Annotated in this window: 19 protein-coding genes and 1 pseudogene; 13 read left to right on the top strand and 7 right to left on the bottom strand. The window is 52.7% G+C overall.

From position 1 onward, the window contains the following. Positions 1-20 precede the first annotated feature (20 nt). Positions 21-587 (top strand): glycine cleavage system transcriptional repressor, encoded by a 567-nt coding sequence (locus GE278_05835; protein QLK63211.1) that lies wholly within the window; start codon positions 21-23, stop codon positions 585-587. Between the two features lie 25 nt (positions 588-612). After that, a complete protein-coding gene (locus GE278_05830; GenBank protein ID QLK60321.1) occupies positions 613-1,086 on the top strand; it encodes a thioredoxin-dependent thiol peroxidase in 474 nt (157 codons plus the stop codon). Between the two features lie 75 nt (positions 1,087-1,161). Here GE278_05830 and GE278_05825 read toward each other — a convergent pair whose 3' ends face one another. Continuing rightward, a complete protein-coding gene (locus GE278_05825; protein ID QLK60320.1) occupies positions 1,162-2,226 on the bottom strand; it encodes an AI-2E family transporter in 1,065 nt (354 codons plus the stop codon). A gap of 254 nt (positions 2,227-2,480) precedes the next feature. Between GE278_05825 and GE278_05820 the strand changes: the two genes are divergently transcribed. Continuing rightward, on the top strand, positions 2,481-4,022 hold the full coding sequence (locus tag GE278_05820) for a M48 family metalloprotease (GenBank protein ID QLK60319.1): 1,542 nt from the start codon (positions 2,481-2,483) through the stop codon (positions 4,020-4,022). A gap of 25 nt (positions 4,023-4,047) precedes the next feature. Next, a complete protein-coding gene (arsC, locus tag GE278_05815) occupies positions 4,048-4,404 on the top strand; it encodes an arsenate reductase (glutaredoxin) (protein ID QLK60318.1) in 357 nt (118 codons plus the stop codon). Between the two features lie 48 nt (positions 4,405-4,452). Here arsC and hda read toward each other — a convergent pair whose 3' ends face one another. The 3 genes from hda to GE278_05800 all read right to left on the bottom strand — a co-directional run bounded on the left by hda (position 4,453) and on the right by GE278_05800 (position 7,339). Next, positions 4,453-5,160: a DnaA inactivator Hda gene (gene hda, locus GE278_05810; GenBank protein ID QLK60317.1), complete on the bottom strand. Its 708-nt coding sequence runs from the start codon at positions 5,158-5,160 to the stop codon at positions 4,453-4,455. A 177-nt stretch (positions 5,161-5,337) separates the two neighbouring features. Next, the gene (uraA, locus tag GE278_05805) at positions 5,338-6,630 is read right to left on the bottom strand and encodes a uracil permease (protein ID QLK60316.1); all 1,293 of its coding nucleotides are present in this window, start codon (positions 6,628-6,630) and stop codon (positions 5,338-5,340) included. Positions 6,631-6,712: 82 nt separating this feature from the next. Next, positions 6,713-7,339, bottom strand: coding sequence for a uracil phosphoribosyltransferase (locus GE278_05800; GenBank protein QLK60315.1), 627 nt, complete (start codon positions 7,337-7,339; stop codon positions 6,713-6,715). A 244-nt stretch (positions 7,340-7,583) separates the two neighbouring features. Here GE278_05800 and purM point away from each other — a divergent pair, with 244 nt between their 5' ends. From purM to ppx, 5 genes are all read left to right on the top strand, one after another. Continuing rightward, entirely contained in the window at positions 7,584-8,621 is a 1,038-nt protein-coding gene (purM, locus tag GE278_05795; protein ID QLK60314.1) for a phosphoribosylformylglycinamidine cyclo-ligase, read from the top strand. Positions 8,622-8,656: 35 nt separating this feature from the next. After that, positions 8,657-9,295, top strand: a complete 639-nt coding sequence (gene purN / locus GE278_05790) for a phosphoribosylglycinamide formyltransferase (protein QLK60313.1) — start codon at positions 8,657-8,659, stop codon at positions 9,293-9,295. 221 nt (positions 9,296-9,516) lie between these two features. Then, positions 9,517-10,092 carry a spermidine N1-acetyltransferase gene (speG, locus tag GE278_05785; protein ID QLK60312.1) on the top strand — a complete coding sequence of 192 codons (576 nt, stop codon included), beginning with the start codon at positions 9,517-9,519 and terminating at the stop codon, positions 10,090-10,092. 318 nt (positions 10,093-10,410) lie between these two features. After that, positions 10,411-12,480, top strand: coding sequence for a polyphosphate kinase 1 (gene ppk1 / locus GE278_05780; protein QLK60311.1), 2,070 nt, complete (start codon positions 10,411-10,413; stop codon positions 12,478-12,480). Between the two features lie 23 nt (positions 12,481-12,503). After that, on the top strand, positions 12,504-14,051 hold the full coding sequence (gene ppx / locus GE278_05775; protein ID QLK60310.1) for an exopolyphosphatase: 1,548 nt from the start codon (positions 12,504-12,506) through the stop codon (positions 14,049-14,051). 97 nt (positions 14,052-14,148) lie between these two features. Here the strand turns inward: ppx and GE278_05770 are convergent, their stop codons facing one another. After that, positions 14,149-16,389, bottom strand: a complete 2,241-nt coding sequence (locus tag GE278_05770; GenBank protein ID QLK63210.1) for an EAL domain-containing protein — start codon at positions 16,387-16,389, stop codon at positions 14,149-14,151. Between the two features lie 515 nt (positions 16,390-16,904). On the opposite strand from GE278_05770, the gene GE278_05765 reads away from it, so the two are divergent. The 4 genes and pseudogenes from GE278_05765 to GE278_05750 all read left to right on the top strand — a co-directional run bounded on the left by GE278_05765 (position 16,905) and on the right by GE278_05750 (position 21,855). Beyond that, positions 16,905-17,102, top strand: coding sequence for a DUF2633 family protein (locus GE278_05765; GenBank protein QLK60309.1), 198 nt, complete (start codon positions 16,905-16,907; stop codon positions 17,100-17,102). Positions 17,103-17,138: 36 nt separating this feature from the next. Continuing rightward, complete coding sequence (gene mgtE / locus GE278_05760) at positions 17,139-18,578, top strand: magnesium transporter (GenBank protein ID QLK60308.1); 1,440 nt, start codon at positions 17,139-17,141, stop codon at positions 18,576-18,578. A gap of 283 nt (positions 18,579-18,861) precedes the next feature. Further along, a pseudogene (locus GE278_05755) lies at positions 18,862-21,131 on the top strand (PAS domain S-box protein). After that, positions 21,070-21,855: an EAL domain-containing protein gene (locus GE278_05750; GenBank protein QLK63209.1), complete on the top strand. Its 786-nt coding sequence runs from the start codon at positions 21,070-21,072 to the stop codon at positions 21,853-21,855. The pseudogene GE278_05755 and the gene GE278_05750 overlap by 62 nt, the downstream one beginning before the upstream one ends. Here GE278_05750 and alkA read toward each other — a convergent pair. Together alkA and cysS are read right to left on the bottom strand one after the other, a co-directional pair. Beyond that, complete coding sequence (gene alkA / locus GE278_05745; GenBank protein ID QLK60307.1) at positions 21,852-22,724, bottom strand: DNA-3-methyladenine glycosylase 2; 873 nt, start codon at positions 22,722-22,724, stop codon at positions 21,852-21,854. The genes GE278_05750 and alkA overlap by 4 nt on opposite strands. A gap of 69 nt (positions 22,725-22,793) precedes the next feature. Next, on the bottom strand, positions 22,794-24,185 hold the full coding sequence (gene cysS, locus GE278_05740; protein ID QLK60306.1) for a cysteine--tRNA ligase: 1,392 nt from the start codon (positions 24,183-24,185) through the stop codon (positions 22,794-22,796). Positions 24,186-24,219 lie beyond the last annotated feature (34 nt).

Raw genomic sequence — 24,219 nt, 5'->3', positions numbered from 1 at the left:
GCACGACAGGAACAGCCATTTTGCCGCAGCCACAACAACATTATCTGGTTATCACCGCCTTAGGTGCCGATCGCTCTGGTATCGTCAATACCATTACCCGCCAGGTCAGCAGCTGCGGCTGTAATATCGAGGATAGCCGTCTGGCGATGCTCGGTGACGAGTTCACCTTTATCATGCTGCTTTCCGGTAGCTGGAACGCCATCACGCTGATTGAGTCTACCCTGCCGCAAAAAGGCGCCGAGCTGGAATTACTCATCGTGATGAAACGTACCAGCGCACCGGTTCGTCCGCCGATGCCTGCCACCGTCTGGGTGAAAGTAGAAGTCAAAGACTCTCCGCACCTGATCGAACGCTTTACCGATTTATTCGATACGCACCAGATGAACATTGCAGAACTGGCGTCGAAAACCCGCCCTGCCGATGCCACCACGCCCGCGCAGCTCTCTATCCAGATGACGGCGCACAGTGCGGCGAATACCGATCCGGCAATAATTGAGCAAGCCTTTCATCAGCTATGTACAGAACTGAATGCGCAAGGCAGTATTAACGTCGTTAGTTATTCTGAGAATGAAAATAAACTGCAGTAATCGCTAAGAGATACGGAGAAAGACAATGAGCCCACTGAAAGCCGGTGATCCTGCGCCGCAATTTAGTTTACCCGATCAAGACGGTGAACAAATTAATCTGGCCGACTTCCAGGGACAGAGAGTCCTGGTCTATTTTTATCCAAAAGCTATGACCCCAGGCTGTACCGTACAGGCCTGCGGACTGCGCGATAACATGGATCAGCTGAAAAGTGAGGGGGTGGAAGTGCTGGGGATCAGCACCGATAAACCTGAAAAACTGTCTCGTTTTGTCGAGAAAGAACTGCTGAACTTCACCTTGCTGTCCGATGAAGATCACCAGGTGTGCGAGGCGTTTGGTGTCTGGGGTGAAAAAACCTTTATGGGGAAAACCTACGACGGCATCCACCGCATCAGCTTCCTGCTCGACGGCAATGGCAAGGTTGAAAAAGTGTTCGACGACTTCAAAACCACCAATCACCATGACATCGTGATGGCCTATCTGAACGAGAAATCAGCCTGATTGTTTACGCCTGATCCACGTTCATAAAAAAAAGCGCAGACGCGCTTTTTTTATTTGAGTGAGAGAATGATGGCCTCAGACCGTTTCGTTCAGCAATTCATCCGGCCAGACGTGAACAACCGCTTTGACCAGCGTGGCCAGCGGTATCGCAAAGAACACGCCCCAGAATCCCCATAGTCCGCCGAACACCACCACCGAAAGGATGATCACCAGCGGATGCAGGTTCACCGCTTCGGAGAACAGCAAAGGAACGATGACGTTGCCGTCCAGCCCCTGCACTACCAGATAGGCGACGATGAGCGTCCAGAAATCTGCGCCGAGCCCCCACTGGAACATCGCGACAATCACCACCGGAATGGTGACCAGCATCGCGCCGATATAAGGGATCAGAACCGAGATACCTACCAGCACCGCCAGCAGCAGCGAATAGCGCAGATCCATTACCCAGAAGACCAGATAAGTCGCAACGCCGACGATTATCATCTCAAGCACTTTGCCGCGAATATAGTTGGTGACCTGCTGATTCATCTCCGCCCAAACCTGCCCCGCCAGCCCCCGATCGCGCGGCAAAACGCGGCGCACAGCATTGAGCATTTGCTCTTTGTCTTTGAGCAGGAAGAAGACCATCATCGGTACCAGAATCAGGTAAATGGCCAGCGTCAGTAATCCGACCAGCGACGCCAGAGAATATTTCACCACCGATTCGCCCAGCCCCGAGAGCTTGCTGCGCATGTTCTCGGCCATCATGTCGATGATGCCCGCATCCACCAGCGCCGGATAACGCTTGGGCAACGTGGCGGCAAAATCGTAGAAACGGTTAAGCATGCTCGGTAAATCCGCCAGCAGATTGACGCCCTGCTGCCACGTCACCGGGGCAATAACCAGAATGCCTATCATCAGGATCCCGGCAAACATCAGCAGTACAACGCTGACCGCCAGCGTGCGCGAAAGCCCGACGTGTTGGAGGCGTACAGTCGGCCATTCCAGCAAATACGCCAGCACAATCGCCACCAGCAGCGGGGCTAAAATGCCGTTCAGAAAGTAAAGGATACAAAAACCGGCGACCAGAATCGCCAGCAGCGCAATAGCCTGCGGGTCGGTAAAGCGGCGGCGATACCACTGTAATAACATGTCTAACATCTGAGAACGCTCCTGAGATTTTTATTGCCTGTGGGGTTGCGCTGTTCGTTCCCTGCGCGCTCAGACACAAGTAACTATCTTTTAAATTCGTTGTCACACAACTGAAGCCAGCGGAGTGTTTTAAACTCCCACGAGGATAGCTACTATAGAGTTCAGCGCCAACAATAGCGCCAGAAAATAATGCTCACTTCGCCAGTTCATGAAATAAAAGCTCTTAAAGCTCATCGATGTGCGGTTCACTTATTGGGAAGCAAATGTTTATGGTAATGCGGTTGAAAAAAACGGTGATCGCCCTGTGTCTTGGCAGCCTGTTCACTGGCGTAATTTTCCCGGCAGGCGCTGACGACAGTTCATTCTGGTCAACGCCGGTGACCTCTTCTTCCAAAAACACTAACTCGCCTTTGGCACCGCCGGTGAGCGATCAGTTACCGGATATCGGCACCACGGCGGGAGGCACGCTGAGCATAAATCAGGAATTACAGATGGGCGATTTTTACGTCCGTCAGATGCGTGCCAGTACGCCGCTGATTAACGATCCGCTGCTGAATCAGTACATCAACGAACTCGGACAGCGTCTGGTCGCACACGCCTATTCCGTGCGCACGCCGTTCCATTTCTTCATCGTCAATAATGACGAGCTGAACGCCTTTGCCTTCTTCGGCGGCAACGTCGTGCTGCACTCGGCGCTGTTCCGCTATACCGATAATGAAAGCCAGCTGGCCTCGGTCATGGCGCATGAAATCTCCCACGTTACGCAGCGCCATCTGGCCCGTGCGATGGAAGATCAGCAACGTAATGCGCCGCTGACCTGGGTCGGCGCGCTGGGTTCAATCCTGCTGGCGATGGCCAGCCCGCAAATGGGCATGGCGGCGCTGACCGGTACGCTGGCCGGCACGCAGCAGGGAATGATCAGCTTTACGCAGGGCAACGAACAGGAAGCCGACCGTATCGGTTTGCAGGTTCTTCAGCGTTCCGGGTTCGATCCGCAGGCGATGCCCGCGTTCCTGCAAAAACTGGCCGATCAGGCGAGTTATTCCACCCGTCCACCGGAAATGTTACTGACGCACCCCCTGCCGGACAGCCGTCTCGCCGACGTACGTAACCGCGCCAATCAGATGCCGCACACTGTCGTACAGTCTTCGCAAAATTACCTGATGGCGAAAGTGCGCATGTTAGGGATGTACGGCTCCGAAAGTTTCCCGCTGACCGATGATTATCTGCAAAAGCTGAGCGACGGCAACGTACGTGAACAGCTGGCGGCGAAATACGGCCAGGCGCTGCAATTTTACAAAGCGAAGAAATACGATCAGGCGCGGGCGATTCTGGAACCTCTGCTGGTACAGAATCCGGGCAATGAATGGTTGCTGGATCTCTCCACCGATAACGATATCGAAAGCAAACGCGCACCGCAGGCCATCGCCCGTCTGGAGCAGGCGGGAGCGGCTACCAGTTCTAACCCGGTACTTCAGCTTAATCTGGCGAATGCCTATCTCGAAGGGGCAAAACCGGCCAACGCCAGCAAAATTCTTAACCGTTACACCTTCAGCTATCCGGGCGATCCGAACGGCTGGGATCTGCTGTCTCAGGCTTCAGCCGCGCAGGGTTTACGCGCGCAGGAACTGGCCGCCCGCGCGGAAAGCATGGCGTTGATCGGACGTCTGGATCAGGCCATCGAAATGCTGAGTAACGCCAGCGCATTGCAAAAATTAGGCAGCCTGGAACAGGCCCGCTATGACGCCCGTATCGACCAGCTTCGTCAGCTACAGGGCCGTTTCCGTCAGTATCAGAAAGGCTGATTTTGACTCATTAAGGGAGAATGTTATGGCACATGATGTCGCGATTTATCACAACCCGCGCTGCTCGAAGAGCCGCGAAACGCTGAAATTGCTTGAAGACGCAGGGATCGAGCCAGCAGTGATTTTGTATCTGGAGACGCCACCGACGGTCGCCACGTTGCAGAATTTAGTAAAAAAGCTCGGGTTCAGCTCGGTGCGGGAACTGATGCGAAAAGGCGAAGATATTTATAAGGAACTCGGTCTGGCCGATAAAAGCCTGAGCGAAGCACAGCTGTTGCAGGCAATGGCTGAGAATCCGAAGTTGATTGAACGCCCGATCGTACTGGCCAACGGCAAAGCGCGTTTAGGGCGCCCGCCGGAACAGGTTAAAGAGATTTTGTAATTCCGCTCGTCCGTTTGGGTTCAAGATTCGAACCCGAACATCCTCCGATCACAGCCCCAGAATGTCCTTCACGAACGGGATAGTCAGTTTACGCTGCGCGGTGATAGACGCGCGATCGAGCTGATCAAGCGTCATAAACAGCGTGCGCATTTCGCGATCCAGACGTTTGAGCAGGAACCGCCCGACGTCTTCCGGCAATTCAAATCCGCGTAGTTTGGCGCGCAACTGCAATGCCTGAAGTTTCTCTTCGTCGGAGAGCGGCTGAAGCTTGTAGATCTGTCCCCAGTCGAGACGTGACGCCAGATCCGGCAGGCTGAGATTCAGCTGACGCGGAGGACGATCGCCGGTAATAAACAGACGCGTGCGGCCGGTTTCCAGGATGCGGTTATACAGATGGAAAACCGCGGCTTCCCATTCGTCATCGCCGGCAATCCCTTCGATGTTATCGATACAGACCAGCGCAAGATGCTCCATGCCGTCCAATACTTCAGGCACAAAATAGGCGCGTTTATCTAAAGGAACGTAACCCACGGCTTCGCCGCGCTGGGATAATTCTGCGCAGGCTGCGTGAAGAAGATGGCTGCGGCCGCCGCCTTCGCGGGACCAGAAATAAATATAGGTGCCGTGTTCCTGATGCAATGCGGTCTGAATCGCAGAAAGCAGAGAGGGATTCTCACCCGGATAAAAACTGGCAAAGGTTTCATCATCGGGAAGATAAAGTGGCAGGGAAAGCTGTGCCGGCGTATTCAGAAGCACCTCAACCGAAGCGGTATGAAGACCGCAGATGTTGTCATGTCAATAAAAAGGAACGACAGAATTCTAGCAAGGATCCGCAGCAAATTGAACTGTGCCGAGTGCAACCGCTTGTGATCCGAGCACCTGACCGGAAAGCACTGCGCCTGCCGGTCAGGTGTTTCAGCTAAAATTCACCCATCAGACCGGCGGATTTTCCCGTTCGTCTTCGATATCAATGATCTTTTCTTCGCCACGGAAGATCTCAATCACTTTAAACAGCAGACTGAGGAAGATGCCGACGATGGTCGCCAGCGCCATACCTTTAAGCTCCGCTGCACCGATGTGAATCTTAGCACCGCTGACACCGATGATCAGGATAACCGCGGTCAGGATCAGGTTCTGAGCTTTGTTGTAATCGACTTTCGATTCAATCAGCACACGGATACCGGATGCGCCGATCACACCGTACAACAGCAAGGAGACGCCGCCCATCACCGGCACTGGCACGGCCTGAATGGCCGCCGCTAATTTCCCAATGCACGACAGCAGGATCGCCAGAATCGCCGCGCCGCCTATTACCCAGGTGCTGTAGACCTTGGTGATGGCCATCACGCCAATGTTTTCTCCGTAAGTGGTGTTCGGCGTAGAGCCGAAGAATCCGGAAAGTACGGTAGACAGGCCGTTTGCCAGCATCGAACGGTGCAGGCCGGGGTCGCGCAGCAAGTCTTTCTTGACGATGTTTGCCGTCACCACCAGATGCCCGACGTGTTCAGCAATCACCACCAGCGCGGCAGGCAGAATGGTCAGAATCGCCACCCATTCAAAGCGCGGGGTATAGAACGTTGGCAGCGCAAACCAGTGCGCATTGGCAATAGCAGAGACATCCACCACGCCCATAACGAATGACAGCGCATAGCCGACCAGCACACCGATGAGGATCGGGATGATCGCCAGGAAGCCGCGAAACAACACTGAACCCAGAATGGTCACCGACAGCGTCACCACTGAAATGGTCACTGCGGTGGAATCCACCGGTGCGCCATCAGCAGGCAGCAGCCCGGCCATGTTCGCTGCCACGCCCGCCAGTTCCAGACCGATGACGGCAACGATTGCGCCCATCGCCGCCGGAGGGAACATCACGTTGATCCAGCCGATACCCGCCTTCTTGACGATAAGCGCTACCAGACAGAACAACAGCCCGCAGGCGATAAATCCGCCCAATGCCACTTCATACCCCATCGGCAGCAGTAATAGCACCGGTGAGATAAATGCAAAACTGGAACCGAGGTAAGCCGGTATTTTCCCTTTACATACAAACAAATACAGCAAAGTCCCTATGCCATTGAACAGCAGCACCGTTGCCGGATTGATTTTGAACAGAATGGGTACCAGAACGGTGGCACCAAACATGGCAAACAGATGCTGGAAACTCAGGGGGATTGTCTGCAGTAAAGGCGGACGTTCGCTTACCCCGATGACACGACGGGTCATGGATTGATCCTCTGTGAAATGATGTTGTATTTAACGAGTAAAAAAAAATCAAAAAAAAGCCGACTTCTCAGTCGGCTATTGCTTATTTCGTACCAAATATCTTATCGCCCGCATCACCGAGTCCCGGGATGATGTAGCCTTTTTCGTTCAGCCCCTGATCAATCGAGGCGGTGTATAGCTCAACGTCCGGGTGCGCGGCTTCCAGAGCGGCAATCCCTTCCGGTGCAGCCACCAGCACCAGCACTTTGATGCTCTGGCAGCCCGCTTTTTTCAGCAGGTCGATAGTTGCAATCATCGAGCCACCGGTCGCCAGCATCGGGTCAACCACCAGCGCCAGACGTTCTTCGATATTAGAAACCAGCTTCTGGAAATACGGCACAGGCTTCAGGGTTTCTTCATCACGGTATACGCCCACGACGCTGATACGCGCGCTCGGTACGTGCTCCAGAACGCCTTCCATCATGCCCAGACCGGCACGCAGGATCGGCACAACAGTAATTTTTTTACCCTTGATCTGATCGATTTCAACCGGACCATTCCAGCCTTCGATAGTCACTTTCTCAGTTTCTAAATCGGCAGTCGCTTCATACGTCAGCAGACTTCCCACCTCAGAAGCCAGTTCGCGAAAACGTTTCGTGCTGATGTCGTTCTCACGCATCAGGCCCAGCTTGTGTTTCACCAGCGGGTGTTTCACCTCGACGATCTTCATTTTTTATTCTCCTAAGGTGGTTGAACTGCAAAAAAAAATCGCGAGATTATAACGCCATTTTTTTTCTGCGCCACAGCCAATTGCCTGATCACGATCAACATAACTGGCATCAGTGGATTTGTGCGCTGCCCATGAGTATAGATCGAGACACTTCATAAGGCGCTCGCAAACGTTTGCCTGCGCTGTTAGAATTGCCCCGCTTTATTCTTCAACCACCAACCCAAACCGCCGTGGGGACTTCGCAGTGACCGACAAAACCTCTCTCAGCTATAAAGACGCAGGCGTAGATATCGATGCCGGTAACGCATTGGTAGATCGCATTAAAGGTGTAGTAAAACAGACTCGCCGCCCTGAAGTAATGGGTGGACTGGGCGGTTTTGGTGCCCTCTGCGCATTGCCGCAAAAATACCGTGAACCCGTACTGGTTTCGGGCACCGACGGCGTTGGCACCAAGCTGCGTCTGGCGATGGATTTGAAACGCCACGATACTATCGGTATCGATCTGGTCGCGATGTGCGTCAACGATTTGATCGTTCAGGGTGCTGAACCGCTATTCTTCCTCGATTATTACGCCACCGGTAAACTGGACGTCGATATCGCCGCCAGCGTGATCACCGGTATCGCCGAAGGCTGCAAGCAGTCAGGCTGTGCGTTAGTCGGTGGTGAAACCGCTGAAATGCCGGGCATGTATCATGGCGAAGATTATGACGTGGCAGGTTTTTGCGTCGGCGTGGTGGAAAAATCAGAAATTATTGACGGCAGCAAAGTCGCTGACGGCGACGTGCTGATCGGTCTTGCCGCCAGTGGACCGCATTCCAACGGCTACTCTCTGGTGCGAAAAATTCTGGAAGTCAGCAATACTAATCCGGAAACTACCGATCTGGCAGGCAAGCCTCTTGCCGATCACCTGCTGGCACCGACTAAAATTTACGTGAAATCGATCCTGAATCTGATCGAAAACGTCGATGTTCACGGCATTGTGCATCTGACCGGTGGCGGCTTCTGGGAAAACATCCCGCGCGTTCTGCCGGACAACACTCAGGTCATCATCAATGAATCCAGCTGGCAGTGGCCAGACGTCTTCACCTGGTTGCAGACCACCGGTAACGTCAGCCGTCACGAAATGTACCGCACCTTCAACTGTGGTGTGGGCATGGTCGTGGCACTTCCGGCAGAACTTGCCGATCAGGCGATAGCTTTACTCAATGATAATGGCGAAAAAGCGTGGAAAATTGGCTATGTTAAAGCCTCTGACTCAGCTGAACGTGTGGTGATTGAGTAATCCGGTAGATCAACTGACTGACGACAGGTAGCGATATGAAAAGGATTGTGGTTCTGGTATCGGGCGAAGGCAGTAATCTTCAGGCCCTGATTGATGCCTGCCAGCAGGGACGAATTAATGCAGAAATCATCGCTGTTTTCAGCAATAAATCCGCCGCTTACGGTTTGGAACGTGCGCGACTGGCAGACATTGCGGCGCACGCTCTGGATGTCAAAGCCTACGAAGACCGCGCGGCGTTTGACGTCGCGCTGGCCGACGCTATCGATGAATACCAGCCGGATCTGGTCGTGCTGGCGGGGTATATGCGTATCCTTACTGCCGACTTCGTCCAGCGCTTTGCCGGACGCATGATCAACATCCACCCTTCCCTGCTGCCGAAATATCCGGGTTTACACACTCACCGCCAGGCGATTGAAAATCAGGATACAGAACACGGTACATCGGTGCATTTTGTAACGGAGCAACTGGATGGCGGGCCGGTGATTTTGCAGGCCAAAGTGCCGGTATTTAGCGATGACAGCGAAGACGATCTGGTGGCCCGCGTACAGACGCAGGAGCACAATATCTATCCTTTAGTAGTCAGCTGGTTCGTTGAAGGCCGTTTATCCCTGAAAAACGATCGGGCGTTGCTGGATAACAATCCACTCCCTGAGCAGGGTTACGCGGCGGATTAATCTGCTTGAGTACGATGATTTCACTACAAACCGGCCTCGTGCCGGTTTTTTATTTCCTGTCATTTGACACTTGTTTACAGTTCAGCCGATATAATGGCGTTCCCGGCGCACGTTTAAACGTCGTTTGTGCGCCGACCTTCATCTGGAACACGGTTGTTTCAGATTTCATTTCCAAGAAGGTTACCTCAGGTAAAACGGCTTTATTTTTTGAGGAACACCCCATGTTTAGCAATAACAGCGTCAGATTACGTCCCCTGGAAAAGGATGACCTGTCGTTTGTTCACCGTCTTGATAATAACGCCAGTATCATGCGTTATTGGTTTGAAGAGCCTTACGAGGCATTCGTCGAACTGACCGATCTCTATAACAAACATATCCATGACCAAAGCGAACGCCGCTTTATTATCGAATTCCAGGGCGGGCCGGTTGGCCTTGTCGAACTGGTGGAAATTAATCATATTCACCGCCGTGCGGAATTCCAGATCATCATTGACCCGCAGCATCAGGGGAAAGGATTTGCAGGCGATGCCGTACGTCTGGCGATGGATTATGCTTTCTCGGTACTTAACCTCTACAAACTGTATTTAATCGTCGATAAAGAAAATAAAAAGGCGATCCACATCTACAGCAAATTAGGGTTTGAGCTGGAAGGCGAACTGAAACAGGAATTCTTCGTGAACGGAGAATATCGCAGCGCCATCCGCATGTGTATTTTCCAGCCGCAGTTCCTGGCGAAATACAAAACCAAACCGGTTCAGATCAAACCGGAAGCGGTGATTGGTGCCGGCGCGGTCTGATTTACCTCAGACAGTCTGTAGCAATTTTTGTCGGTGAAGGACGCCAATGTCCTTCACCGGTAAGACTTTTCCTGCTTATTTCCTGCGTTTTCTCCTCTTTTATTTCATCTGATAAAACTCTCCCTGTTATGTTGGACTTTCCTGTCAATCTTTCGCAATATTGTTAGTAGACACTAGGCCCCTCACACAAAAGGCTTCCTGTTACGCTGACCGTTGGAAAAGCGAGCAGCACGAAGATGATGTTGAGCTAAATTGCGGTGTTTTCAGGCGGGTTTCGCCTGTATGGGCCAGGTTGTACGCTAAACGAACGGAGTGAAAATGGGTCAGGAAAAGCTTTATATCGAGAAAGAACTAAGCTGGCTGTCCTTCAATGAACGCGTTTTGCAGGAAGCAGCAGACAAAAGTAATCCTCTGATCGAACGGATGCGGTTTTTAGGAATTTATTCCAATAACCTTGATGAGTTTTACAAAGTCCGCTTTGCTGATTTAAAACGACGGATCCTCATTAGTGAAGAACAAGGTTTTCTCGGCGCATCGCGGCATTTGCTGAAAAAGATTCAGGCGAAAGTCCTGCGGATCGATCAGGAATTCGACAGCCTTTACAACGACCTGTTGCTGGAAATGGCGCGTAATCAGATTTTCCTGATTAACGAGCGTCAGGTGTCGGAAAATCAACAGCTCTGGCTGCGTCAGTATTTCAAACATCACCTGCGCCAGCACATCACGCCGATCCTCATCAATCACGACACCAATCTGGTGCAGTTCCTTAAAGACGATTACACCTATCTGGCGGTCGAAATTATACGCGGCGAAGAGATCCACTACGCGCTGTTGGAAATCCCGTCGGACAAAGTCCCGCGCTTCGTCAATCTGCCGCCGGAAGCGCCGCGTCGCCGCAAACCGATGATTCTGCTCGATAACATCCTGCGTTATTGCCTCGACGACATTTTCAAAGGCTTCTTTGACTACGACACACTGAACGCCTATTCGATGAAAATGACCCGTGATGCCGAATACGATCTGGTCACGGAAATGGAATCAAGCCTGCTGGAGCTGATGTCTTCGAGCCTGAAACAACGTCTGACTGCCGAGCCGGTACGTTTCGTTTATCAGCGTGATATGCCCAATGAAATGGTGGAATTACTGCGCGGTAAGCTCGGGATCTCCAACTACGATTCGGTGATAGCCGGTGGCCGTTACCACAATTTCAAAGACTTCATCGGCTTCCCGAACGTCGGTAAAGCCAATCTGGTGAACCGTCCTCTGCCCCGCCTGCGCCATTTGTGGTTCGATAAATTCCGCAACGGTTTTGCCGCAATCCGCGAGCAGGACGTGCTGCTGTATTATCCGTATCACACTTTCGAGCACGTGCTGGAGCTGCTGCGTCAGGCGTCTTTCGATCCGAACGTGCTGTCGATAAAAATCAATATTTACCGTGTTGCCAAAGACTCGCGAATTATCGAATCGATGATCCACGCGGCGCACAACGGCAAAAAAGTAACCGTTGTGGTCGAGTTGCAGGCACGTTTCGACGAAGAGGCGAATATTCACTGGGCGAAACGTCTGACAGAAGCCGGTGTACACGTTATTTTCTCTGCGCCTGGCCTGAAAATTCACGCAAAACTCTTTCTTATTTCCCGCCGCGAAGGCGACGAAATTGTCCGCTATGCTCATATTGGGACCGGGAACTTTAACGAGAAAACAGCACGTCTTTACACCGACTACTCGCTGCTGACTGCAGATTCGCGCATCACTAACGAAGTCCGCCGGGTGTTTAACTTCATCGAGAACCCTTACCGCCCGGTTTCATTCGAGCATCTGATGGTGTCGCCGCAAAACTCGCGTGACATGCTTTACCGGCTGATTGACCGTGAAATCGCCAACGTTCAGGCCGGAGGAACCGGTGGTATTACGCTGAAAATCAACAATCTGGTGGATAAAGGGCTGATCGACCGTCTCTACGTGGCGTCCAACGTGGGGGTAAAAATCCGTCTGCTGATCCGCGGTATGTGTTCACTGGTGCCCAACCTGCCGGGATTCAGCGAAAACATTCAGGTCACCAGCATCATCGACCGTTATCTCGAGCATGACCGCGTTTACGTGTTCGAAAATGGTGGCGATACGAAAGTCTTCCTGTCGTCCGCCGACTGGATGACGCGCAATATCGATTACCGTATCGAAGTGGCGGTCGCGTTGCTCGATCCGCGTCTCAAACAGCGCGTGCTGGATATTCTGGAGTTGCTGTTTAATGACACAGTCAAAGCCAGAGTGATTGATAAAGAACTGAGCAACCGGTATGTTCCACGCGGAAATCGCCGAAAAGTCCGTGCACAACTGGCGATTTACGAGTATTTGAAAGATCTGGAACAACAGAGTCAGCAAGCCTGAACCCCCTGGAGCGTTACACGACTATGCCCCTTAAAAACAGCTCATTGAGTGCCAAGCCACAGGAAATTGCGGCTATCGATCTCGGGTCGAACAGTTTCCACATGGTGATTGCGCGCGTCGTCAACGGCGCCTTACAGGTGTTAGGCCGCCTGAAGCAGCGCGTTCATCTGGCTGACGGCCTCGACAGTAAAAATGTGCTCAGTGAAGAAGCCATTCAACGCGGGCTGGATTGCCTGGCTTTGTTTGCCGAACGCCTGCAAGGCTTTCCGGATAACAACGTCACTATCGTTGGGACGCATACTCTGCGTCAGGCAGTGAATGCTGAGGAATTCCTCAAGCGCGCCGCCGAAGTCATCCCCTACCCGATAGAAATCATCTCCGGTCAGGAAGAAGCGCGTCTGATTTTCATGGGTGTGGAACACACGCAGCCGGAAAAAGGCCGCAAGCTGGTGGTTGATATCGGGGGCGGATCTACGGAACTGGTCATCGGTGAAGACTTCGAGCCGTTACTTGCCGAAAGCCGCCGTATGGGCTGTGTCAGCTTTGCGCAAATGTTTTTCCCGAACGGGGAAATCAGCCGCAGCAATTTCAAACGCGCGCAACTCGCTGCCGCACAAAAGCTTGAAACGCTGGCGTGGCAGTACCGTTTGCAAGGCTGGCAGTATGCGCTCGGCGCATCCGGCAGCATCAAAGCCGCCCATGAAGTGCTGGTGGAAATGGGTGAGAAAGATGGTCTCATCACGCCGGAACGTCTGGAAATGCTCACCGAAGCGGTACTGGACTTTAAGAGTTTCGATGCGCTGGATTTACCGGGGCTGTCGGAGGATCGTCAGTCGGTATTCGTACCGGGCCTGGCTATTTTGCGCGGCGTGTTTGATGCGCTGGCGGTTAAAGAACTCCGTCTTTCCGACGGCGCGCTGCGCGAAGGCGTGCTGTACGAAATGGAAGGCCGCTTCCGTCATCAGGACATCCGTACCCGTACCGCGAAAAGTCTGGCCGAGCACTACAATATCGACCGGGAACAGGCGCGCCGCGTGCTGGAAACTACCGAGCAACTCTACAGCCAGTGGCTGGCGCAAAATACCAAGCTGGTTCAGCCACAGCTGGAGTCGCTGCTGAAATTCAGTGCCATGTTGCATGAAGTGGGACTGAGTATTAACCACACCGGCATGCACCGCCACTCTTCTTACATCCTGCAAAACACCAATCTGCCGGGGTTTAATCAGGAACAACAGACGTTACTGGCGACCATCGTGCGTTTCCATCGCAAAGCGATCAAACTGGAAGAGCTGCCACGCCTTAACCTGTTTAAGAAGAAGCATTACATTCCTCTGATCCAGTTATTGCGCCTTGGTGCGTTACTCAATAATCAGCGTCAATCGACTACCACGCCTGAGTCTTTGCGGTTGTCGACGGATGATAATCACTGGACGCTGCGCTTCCCTGCCGGTTATCTGGCGCAGAATAACCTGGTTCAGCTCGATTTTGAGCGTGAACAAAGTTACTGGGATGATGTGACCGGCTGGAAACTCATGCTGGAAGAAGAAGACGGCGAAGCGAAAGAAAACTAAGCGGTTTTGTGTCAATCAATGACGCAGGATAGCGAAACAAAAAGCCCTCAGGCACGTTGTGGACTGAGGGCTTTTTCTTAAGTGCCTTGCCTGCGGGTCAGGCTGGCGACACTTCCAGCAGCGTCGATAAAAGCTGAGGTTTTCCGACCAGATAACCCTGCATGTAATCTACGCCCAGCGCGTGCAGCGCCGCTTTCTGTTCTTCGGTTTCCACATATTCCGCCACAATCGCCAGATGCTTCATCCGCGCCACCTGACAAATCGACTGCACGATGTAGCCATCCAGCGAATCCGTCAACATGTTACGCACAAAGCTGCCGTCAATTTTGAGGATATCGGCTTCAATCGCTTTCAGGCGTCCATAGCTGGCGTAGCCTGTCCCGAAGTCGTCGATAGCGATACGGCAACCGTAATGGCGCAGCTCACGCATGGCGTAGTCAGCGTATTTCACGTCCTGCAATAAATGCGACTCGGTGACTTCCAGCACGATCTGGAAGGGCTCCACTTCGTACTCCTTCATCAGCGCTTTGAAATCGCGAGTGAATGTCGGACGACACAGCGTCGATGGCGTAAAGTTGATAGCAAAACGCAGGCTCGGCAACCGCACGCGATTCTGGCAGATAAACATCAACGTGTGCCTTAGCACCCACATATCCATCTGATACGACAGACCAAATTCGTGCACCACTGGCAGGAATTTATCTGGCGCGATCAGCGCTTTATCTGAACCTTCCGACATGCGCAGCAGAATTTCATGATAGCTGTCACCCCGCACGCCCAGAATCGGTTGTGCCATCAGAACAAAGCGGTCGTCATCCAGCGCGCGCTGGATTTTATGCAGCATATCGACCTTGTCTCTGATTTCAGTCTGCACCTGACTGTGATCGCTTTTATTCGATTCCGGCTTCCCGGTGGTCAGCGACATTTCGGCAATCCCGCTCAGTTCACCCAGCAAAATCGGCAGATGTTCGACGGGAGAATAGACCGTACAGTACGACAAACCGATATTCGGATGCAGCGGTAAACCGTTCCAGATCAACCGAAAATCTTCAACGTACTCATACAGCTGACGCAATTTTTCTTCGACATCGTCACAGTTCAGCCGAAGAACCAGATCATAGCCCGGCAGATGATAGACTTTTTCGCCCGGCAGTAAGTAAGGCTTCAATCCCATCGCCAGCTGTCGTTTGAACTGGATACGTAGCTGCATCCCGTAATTACGGCTCAGCACATCCATATCCGAGACACGCACAAAGCACAGCAGAGAGCGCGGGTACTTCGCCAAATCCCGGTTAAAAGCGCGCAGATTTGGCAGGCCGAATACCGGATCCTGCAACGCTGCCGCTCTGAATTTTTTCATCAGCAGGCGCTGGCGCGAAGAAATCACCGCCATCAGCAGCAACGTGAAGGTATAAACCAGCATCAGGGCGGAGACAAAAACCAGACTGTGAATAAAGTTCTGCTCAGAGATAAAGCCCTGATAGTTGTGGAACAGAATCGTGAGCGTAATGGTCCACACGATGCTGATGAAGTAATAGCCGTAACGCAGCGCGCCGAACAGCAGAACCGGGAACAGCAGCGTGAGCGTATAATCACTGAGCAGAATCTTCATGAAAGGCTCGCTCAGCCCTTCGATACACAGCAAGGCTACCATCGTGCAAAGGATGAAAAACCACACCACTATTTCTAAAGGCTTCACGCTGGGTGCACATTGCTTGCGTAGCATCATACGTAACACACGCCAGTACCTTGGCTGCCGCATAATGCGGATCACCAGATAAATCAGATGTGAGTTAAGCAAGATCCCCAGAATCATGGATTGCAGATTGATCAGCGTACGCAGCGTCATAAATTCGCGGGTCGCCATGCCCAGATACTGCGGCAGCAGGCCGCTTTCCACTACGATTTGCAGCGCAATGGTGAAGAAGAACGTCAGGAAGATAAGCAACCAGCCGACGCGCACCCACGGCTTACTCATCAACCCGAGCGGGGCGGACCAACGGCTGCCGGCCTGCCAGCGATATCCAAGCCAGGCAAGAAACAGTGACGTGAAGTAAATCACCGTCATCAGAGTGCCCATTTCTGCCCCCACGCGCAGGTAATAGCGCAGGAACAGCGCCAGCACAATACCGGGGAATGCCGCCCAGTCAAAGACCATCAGCAGCGCTACGCAGGTCGCGAGCGGCATATAAATCAGATAAGTTCGACCTTCCGGCAACATAATGATCGGAGAGAGCGAAGAGGTGATAGGGATCAGCACCAGCGCGCAGAAGATCGGAAGTCCCCACCATTTGTGGCGCAGTTCATTCCAGGAAAAGAATTTTTGCATTGGGTCCATCATAAGTTTCGCGGATGTGAGTCATGCCGCAGTAAAGGTATCAGGATAAAACGGGTGTCATGAAATCGCCGGGCGACAGTGACGACAGGCTCTATATTCAATTATCGTCATAAAAATGTCATTTCACAGAAACCAACAGAAAAAAAGAAAAACAGCGGAGGTCGGTGTCATAAATCTTAAAATAAAGCTGAATTCTAATCGGCTTCATATTAATGCTCTTGATACTGATCAATAAACACATTCTTCAACTTTTTGACTAAAAAGATCCTAAACAATTCTGCACGTGATTAACAAATTAACAAATACATTCAAATCCATGAGATTAACTTTAAACATATAGATTATCTGAATGGTAATGTCATCGCACAACTTCACCTGTCAGTGAAAATAAACCGCACTTTTTGCTTTTTGCCTTTATCTGGAGAGTCGTTTAGATGTGCGTTATATTGTAACCGTTATCATTTACATCTTTTATCGCTGCCATCGGAGCAAAGATCCCCCTAACGGACTTTACTATGTCTCGAAAATCCAACATCAAGTTGATGACGAAAATCGTGTTGTCGATAAGCTTTATTATTTTGTTCGGACGTCTTGTCTACTCCGCTGTCGGCGCGTATTCGCATCATCAGAATCAAAAGCAAACTCAACGCGAAGCGCAGACCCAGGCACGTCCTGAACACACTGATACGACGAAATCCCTACCGGCGCCCTGAAGGCCTGCCGGACGTAAAAAAGAGAAAGGACCCTGAATGTCTGCCGAAAAACCAAAGAATTACGGCCAAAAGCTGGCGGAAAGTCGCCGCCGGATCCTCGATCTCCTGCTTAACACCGATGAACTCGCCGACAGTATTCTCGGGGAAGAGATTGAGGTTGATGACGCCACCCGCGCACAACTCATGGACTACACCGCTGAACTCAGCGCGCGGGTACAAAAACTCCACGCAGCCGACGTCGCCGACGTACTGGAAGCGTTGCCGATCCGCGAACGCCTGGCGCTGTGGCGACTTGTTGAACCGGCCGCGCGCGGTAAAGCGCTGGTCGAGGTCTCAGAAACCGTCTGGGACAGCCTGATCGAAGAAATGAGCGACAAAGACCTGCTGAAAACCATGTCGCTGCTCGACGTGGACGATCAGGTGTATCTGGCGGAATACCTGCCGCGTGACCTGACGGGGCGCGTACTCACGTCGCTGGAACCGAAGCAGCGGGAAAAAGTCCGCGAAGTCATGAAGTTCAACAAGGAATGCGTGGGCCGTATCATGGATTTCGAGCTGATGACCGTCCGCCCGGACGTCACTCTCGCGACCGTACAGCGCTTTCTGCGTTTGCAAAAACGTATTCCACAGGCCAGTGACAAGTTGTTTATCACCGATCGCAAAAATACCCTGCTCGGCGAACTGCCACTGACCGCGATTTTGCTTAATCCGCCGGAGACGAAAGTCGCCGATGTGATGATTACCGATCTCACCAGTTTTGAGCCGGAAGACAAAGCCGAAGACGCCGCCAGTGCGTTCGAACGCTATGACCTGATTACCGCGCCGGTAGTGGATAAAAAGGGCAAGCTGATGGGTCGCCTGACGGTGGAAGAGATAGTCGACTTCGTCAACAACGATACCGACAGCAATCTGCGCCGCATGGGCGGTCTGAGCCCGGAAGAGGATGTATTTTCCCCGGTCAGTAAAGCGGTGCGCAACCGCTGGGCGTGGCTTGCCATCAATCTGTGTACCGCCTTTATTGCGTCGCGCGTTATCGGCTTGTTCGAACATACGATTTCGCAACTTGTGGCGCTGGCCGCCCTGATGCCGATTGTCGCCGGGATTGGGGGTAACACGGGTAATCAGACTATCACGATGATCGTACGAGGCCTGGCGCTGCACCATGTGCAGGTAGGTAATCTAAAATTCCTTATGTTCAGGGAACTCGGTGTGGCGCTTATCAACGGCTTAGTCTGGGGAGGCCTGATGGGTATCGTCACCTGGCTGCTGTACGGCGACTGGGAGATGGGTGCTGTGATGACGCTGGCGATGATCCTTAATCTGCTGCTGGCCGCGCTGATGGGTGTGATTATTCCTTTAACCATGGTGCGCATCGGCCGCGATCCTGCCATTGGTTCCAGCGTGATGATTACCGCGCTGACTGACACCGGCGGCTTCTTTATCTTCCTCGGTCTCGCCACAATCTTCCTGATCTGATGACGTTTTTCCGGCCTGCGGGCCGGAAATGTCCCTTTTCGCAAAACAATCAGAAGAATAGCCCTGAAAATCTCGCCTTATTTCTGTAACAGACTATTCGTTATCACCGAAGGAGTGATGTAGAATTCATACTAATAATCTTAAAATAATAATCATTCACTTCAATACATCGCTAGCAGACTGAAAAGGTCTTATCTCCTGTGAGCCGGTGATAAATAACAGCTAAAACAAGCGTCACCGTTACTGTCTGCCACTCATTGCCAGTCAGAATAAGGTTTTCACCGTGGAAAAAAGCAAACCGACCGTTTTCCTTACGAATCAGGTCAACTGGAAAGTGCCTCTGCTGACGGGCATCGCTATTTGTCTGCTGACTCTGGCGTGTCTAAATATTATCCAAAAAACATCCAGTCTGGCAGGATTGTGGTTACCCACGGCGTTTCTGATCCCCGTACTGTTCCATCACCGTTATCTGGACTGGATCCCGCTGCTTTGCGCCGCGGCATTAGGTATTTCAGCCGCGCATACTCTGATGGGTTCGCACATCCTCGGTTATCTGCCCTACGTCCTCAATAATCTGATTGAGGCCACGCTTTGCGCCCTGCTGTTGCGGCGGGCATTATCGCAACAAGATCCGCTTTCCGGCCTGGGTCAGTGGGTGAAATTTTTGGTCATTGCCGTGATTTTCTGTCCGCTGGTCAGTTCAGTGATCATGATGATGTTCATTCTGCACATCCACACCTCGGCAGAGTTACAGGAACGTTTTGCGACCTGGTTTATGTCTGAAGCTGTGGCAATTCTCGCGCTGACCCCGCTGGGGCTTATCTATCAGCGAGGTAATTTCACGCAAATCCTGACTTCCCGCCGTCTGGTTGAATTACTGGTCACGCTGATTGTGACGCTGACGCTCGGTTTTATGGCGCTAAAATGGCTGCCTTATACCTTCGCCTTTATTACCATTCCTCTGCTTTGGGCTGCCATTCGTTTGCCGCGCATCGAGGCATTTATTATTTTCCTGTCAATGATGCTGATGATTGCCCTGCTGCAAACCAGCGGCATTGTTACCGTCCAGCCTCATGCTATTCAGATCCCGCAGGGGTTGATTTTCCTGCCGCTGTTACTGATTCTTCTGCCCGCCAATGCGATGGCGATGGCGATGCATGCCCTGCGCACGGAGAAATCGCACATCACACAAAGCGAAAACCGTTTTCGTAACGCGATGGAGTATTCGGCGATTGGTATGGCACTCGTCTCGCCGCAGGGCAAATGGCTGCAGGCGAACAAATCACTGTGTAAACTTCTGGGCTATGACGCTGACTACCTGAAAACGCTGACTTTTCAGGATATAACCCATCCGGAAGATTTAGGTAAAGATCTCGCCCTGCTCCAGCAGTTGTTAGACGATGATATTCAGAGCTACAACATGGAGAAGCGCTATCTTTGCCGTAGCGGCGAAATGGTTTGGGTCCTGTTGGCGGTTTCACTGGTGCGCGATGAAAACCAGAATCCGCTCTATTTCATCTCTCAGATTGAAGATATCACCGAGCTGAAGCACACCGAAATCACCAATAAGCGGCTGTCCGAAGCGTTGCATGAAGAGAAAGAGCTGTTGCACATCACGCTGAACTCAATCAACGAAGCCGTGATTTCCACCGACCGCGATCTGAACATCACCTTTATGAATCCGGTGGCTGAGAAAATGACCGGCTGGAAAGAGTCTGAGGCGCAGGGGCAACCGGTCGGTCGTATTGTACACATCACTAAAGGGCCAGATGGGCCGTTGCTCGACAATTTGCAGCAGTTTGATATCAGCGAAAATCTGCACTCGTCCGTGGAACAATCGTTAGTTTTACACGGCCATAGCACGGGTCTGTTTGACGTCCAGCTGGCGGTTTCACCGTTGCGCACGCTCAAAGATGAACCGATCGGCATTGTGCTGGTCTTGCAAGACGTCAGTAAATCCCGCGAGCTGATGCGCAAACTCAGCTACAGCGCCTCGCATGATCTGCTCACCGGTTTAGCTAACCGCGGCAGTTTCGAAAAAAGCCTGAAAAAAGCACTCAGCCTGACGGCGATACAGCATCAGGCGCACAGTCTGGCGTTTATCGATCTCGACCGTTTCAAGGCAATAAACGATACCGCGGGCCACGCGGCGGGTGATGAATTACTGCGTCAAATCAGTACGCTGATGCAGGACCACATCCGCAACAGCGACCGTCTGGCACGACTGGGCGGTGATGAATTTGCGCTGATCCTGTTCGATTGCCCGCTGGATCAGGGGCTGAACACTCTTCAGCAACTGGTCAATAAGATCAATGCGTTTCAGTTTGTCTGGGAAAATCAGATTTACCGGATCGGTGCCAGCGCCGGCCTGACGCTGATTAATAATGCCAATATCAGTAGCAGCGAGTACATGGCACAGGCGGATGTCGCCTGTTATACCGCCAAACACAAAGGACGCGGGCGGGTATTCACCTATGAATCGCGGCAAAAACTGCAACTTTCCTCCCACACGGCGCTGTTCCGCCCCGAGGACATCACCCGTATTTTGAGTGAGAATCAGATAACCCTGCATTGCCGCGCCGCGTCGCCGCCCAAAACACCGCTGTCGGTATGCTTCTATCAGATATCTTTACAGCTGGCGATCCCCAATCAGATCGCGCAGACCGCCGAACTGTTCCTGCAGGCCGCTCATTTCTACGACATGATGCCGCAGGTTGACCGCTGGCTGTTACGCCGCGTGCTGACCGATTACGGACAGGGCATCGCCAATAAAGGCATTTGCGTGGCGATCCCGCTGTCGACGGAAGGTTTGTTGCAGCCAGCTCTGCGCGCTGATTTGCTGGAGATGCTCAATGAAACGCCGCTGCCAATGTCATCTATCAACCTGATGATTGACGACGCCGTTCTGCTTAAACACCCTGATTTGCGCAAATTTATTGCCGACATTCGCCAGCGCGGCTGCAAAATTGTTGTGCAGAACATTGGCAAGAACATGGTGGAATTTAACCAGTTGCAGGCGGATACGGTGGATTACGTGCAGATTGACCCGAGCTTTATGGCGCAGATCCATTACAACCAAATGCATGAAGTGCTGGTGACTATTTTGCACGGCAACACCCACCGGCTGAATGCTCAGACGCTGGCGGGACCGGCGGATATCACCGAGACGCTGGAGAAACTGACCGGGATCGGCATCGATCTGGTTGGCGGCGACACCATCGCCCCGGAAACTCCGCTGGAAAAACTGCTTAACACCGGCTATTTCGGCATTCACTAGGGCATGTCAGGCTGCCAGTCGTTGTTGAACCATAAATGCAGCGTGGCGTAGGTGCGCCACGGTTGCCAGGTTTCTGCGTAACGGGCGATTTTCCCCGGTGTCATGCCCGGAAAACGCTGTTTGATCAGATAATCCCCACCAAGAAAAACATCCGGCGCTGACCATGCTCGCATCGCCACATAACTGGCGGTCCAGCTGCCAATGCCGGGCATTGCCAGCAGCATTTTGATACCTTCCTGCGCATCGGTCATTTCATCAAGCGGCAACCGCCCTTCTTCCACCGCCTGCGCCAGCCCGATTAAGCAGGCCGCACGTTTCGCCTGTACGCCAATCCCACGCAAATCATCCACCGTCAGTTGCCCGACAGTCGCCGGTGACGGGAAGAGATGCGTCAGTGCCGCAAACGGCGTATTCACCGGCTCGCCCCATCTTTGCGTAAGCCGCGTGGCCAGCGTCGCTGCCATTTTCACGCTGACCAGTTGCCCGAGGATCGCCCTGACCACCAGCTCAAAACGGTTCACGCAGCCCGGCAATCTCAGCCCGATAGCGTTTTTCGCCAGTGCTCCCAGCCCGGCGGCGATCTGTTCCGGCTGTGCATCCAGATCCAGCAACCGCCGCACCTGCTTCGCAACATTGTCCGCAACGGGTTCCAGCGACGACGATACTTGCAGTTCGACACTGTTCTTTGCGGGTAAAGGCCGCAGCCTGAACCAGCCGGTCAGCCTTTCACCGTTGTGCTTCACCGCCAGCGTGCGCTGGTAAAATTCGCCATCCTGCTGCTCAACGCCCTGTAAAGCACGCGCGCCAAGAAAGGTCGTCATCCACTGCCAGTCGTACGGTGGATGATAGGTCAGAAGCGTTGTAGTCACGGGACGATCCTTATAAAAATGGCCCCCAAACGGGAGCCATTGAGCGTAGCTGAAAAAAGAGAGAAAGGATTACTTTCTGCGCCAGGTGGTGCCTGCCGCGCCATCTTCCAGAACGATACCCATTTCATTCAGACGGTCACGCGCTTTATCCGCCATGCCCCAGTCTTTACTGGCGCGGGCGTCGTTACGCTGTTTGATCAACGCTTCGATTTCAGCGACTTCGTCATCATTATCCGCCTGCGCACCGGATTTGAGGAACTGCTCTGGATCCTGCTCCAGCAAGCCGAGCACGGCCGCCAGCTGGCGTAACTCTGCCGCCATGCCGTTGGCGGAAGACATGTCTTCCGTTTTCAGACGGTTGATATCACGCGCCATATCAAACAGTACGGAATAGGCTTCCGGCGTGTTGAAATCGTCGTCCATCGCCGCACGGAAGCGGGCAACAAACGCTTCGCCACCCGCTGGCGCTGCGCTGGCGTCGGTGCCGCGCAGTGCGGTGTACAGGCGTTCCATCGAGGTACGCGCCAGTTTAAGGTTCTCTTCGCTGTAGTTCAGCTGACTGCGGTAATGGCCGGACATCAGGAAGTAACGCACGCTTTCGGCGTCGTAATATTTCAGCACGTCGCGCACAGTAAAGAAATTATCCAATGATTTGGACATTTTCTCACGGTCGATCATCACCATGCCAGAGTGCATCCACGTATTCACATACGGGCCTTCGTGCGCGCAGCTTGACTGAGCAATTTCGTTTTCATGGTGCGGGAACATCAGATCAGAACCCCCGCCGTGGATATCAAAATGATCGCCCAGCTGTTTGCAGTTCATCGCAGAACATTCGATGTGCCAGCCCGGACGGCCTTCACCCCAAGGTGACGTCCAGCTCGGTTCACCCGGCTTGGACATTTTCCATAGCACGAAGTCCATTGGATTACGTTTCACATTCGCTTCGACTTCAACGCGCGCACCGGCCTGCAACTGATCCAGATCCTGACGGGACAGCAAACCGTAATCAGGATCGCTTTCCACCCAGAACATCACGTCGCCGTTCGACGCCACATAGGCGTGGTCGCGGTCGATGAGCTTCTGTACGATTTCAATAATTTCACCAATGTGCTGCGTGGCACGCGGTTCAGAATCCGGTGGCAAAATGTTCAGCGAAGCAAAATCATTGTGCATTTCGGCAATCATACGGTCGGTTAAGGCCGAGAAATGTTCGCCTTGCTCAGCGGCACGTTTGATGATCTTGTCGTCGATATCGGTAATGTTACGCACATATTTCAGGTCATAACCGAGGTAACGCAGGTAGCGCGATACCACATCGAAAGACACAAAGGTGCGACCGTGGCCAATGTGACACAGGTCGTAAACAGTGATCCCACACACGTACATCCCGACTTTACCGGCATGAATTGGCTTGAATTCCTCTTTTTGGCGACTCAGGGTATTAAAAATCTTCAGCATCAGGCTATTCCGTGTGTTGGGCGTAGAAAATGAT

The organism is Enterobacteriaceae bacterium Kacie_13 (genome assembly GCA_013457415.1).
Taxonomy (GTDB): domain Bacteria; phylum Pseudomonadota; class Gammaproteobacteria; order Enterobacterales; family Enterobacteriaceae; genus Rahnella.
The sequence above is the reverse complement of the archived record's forward strand: the minus strand, read 5'-3'. Positions and strand labels throughout refer to the sequence as shown.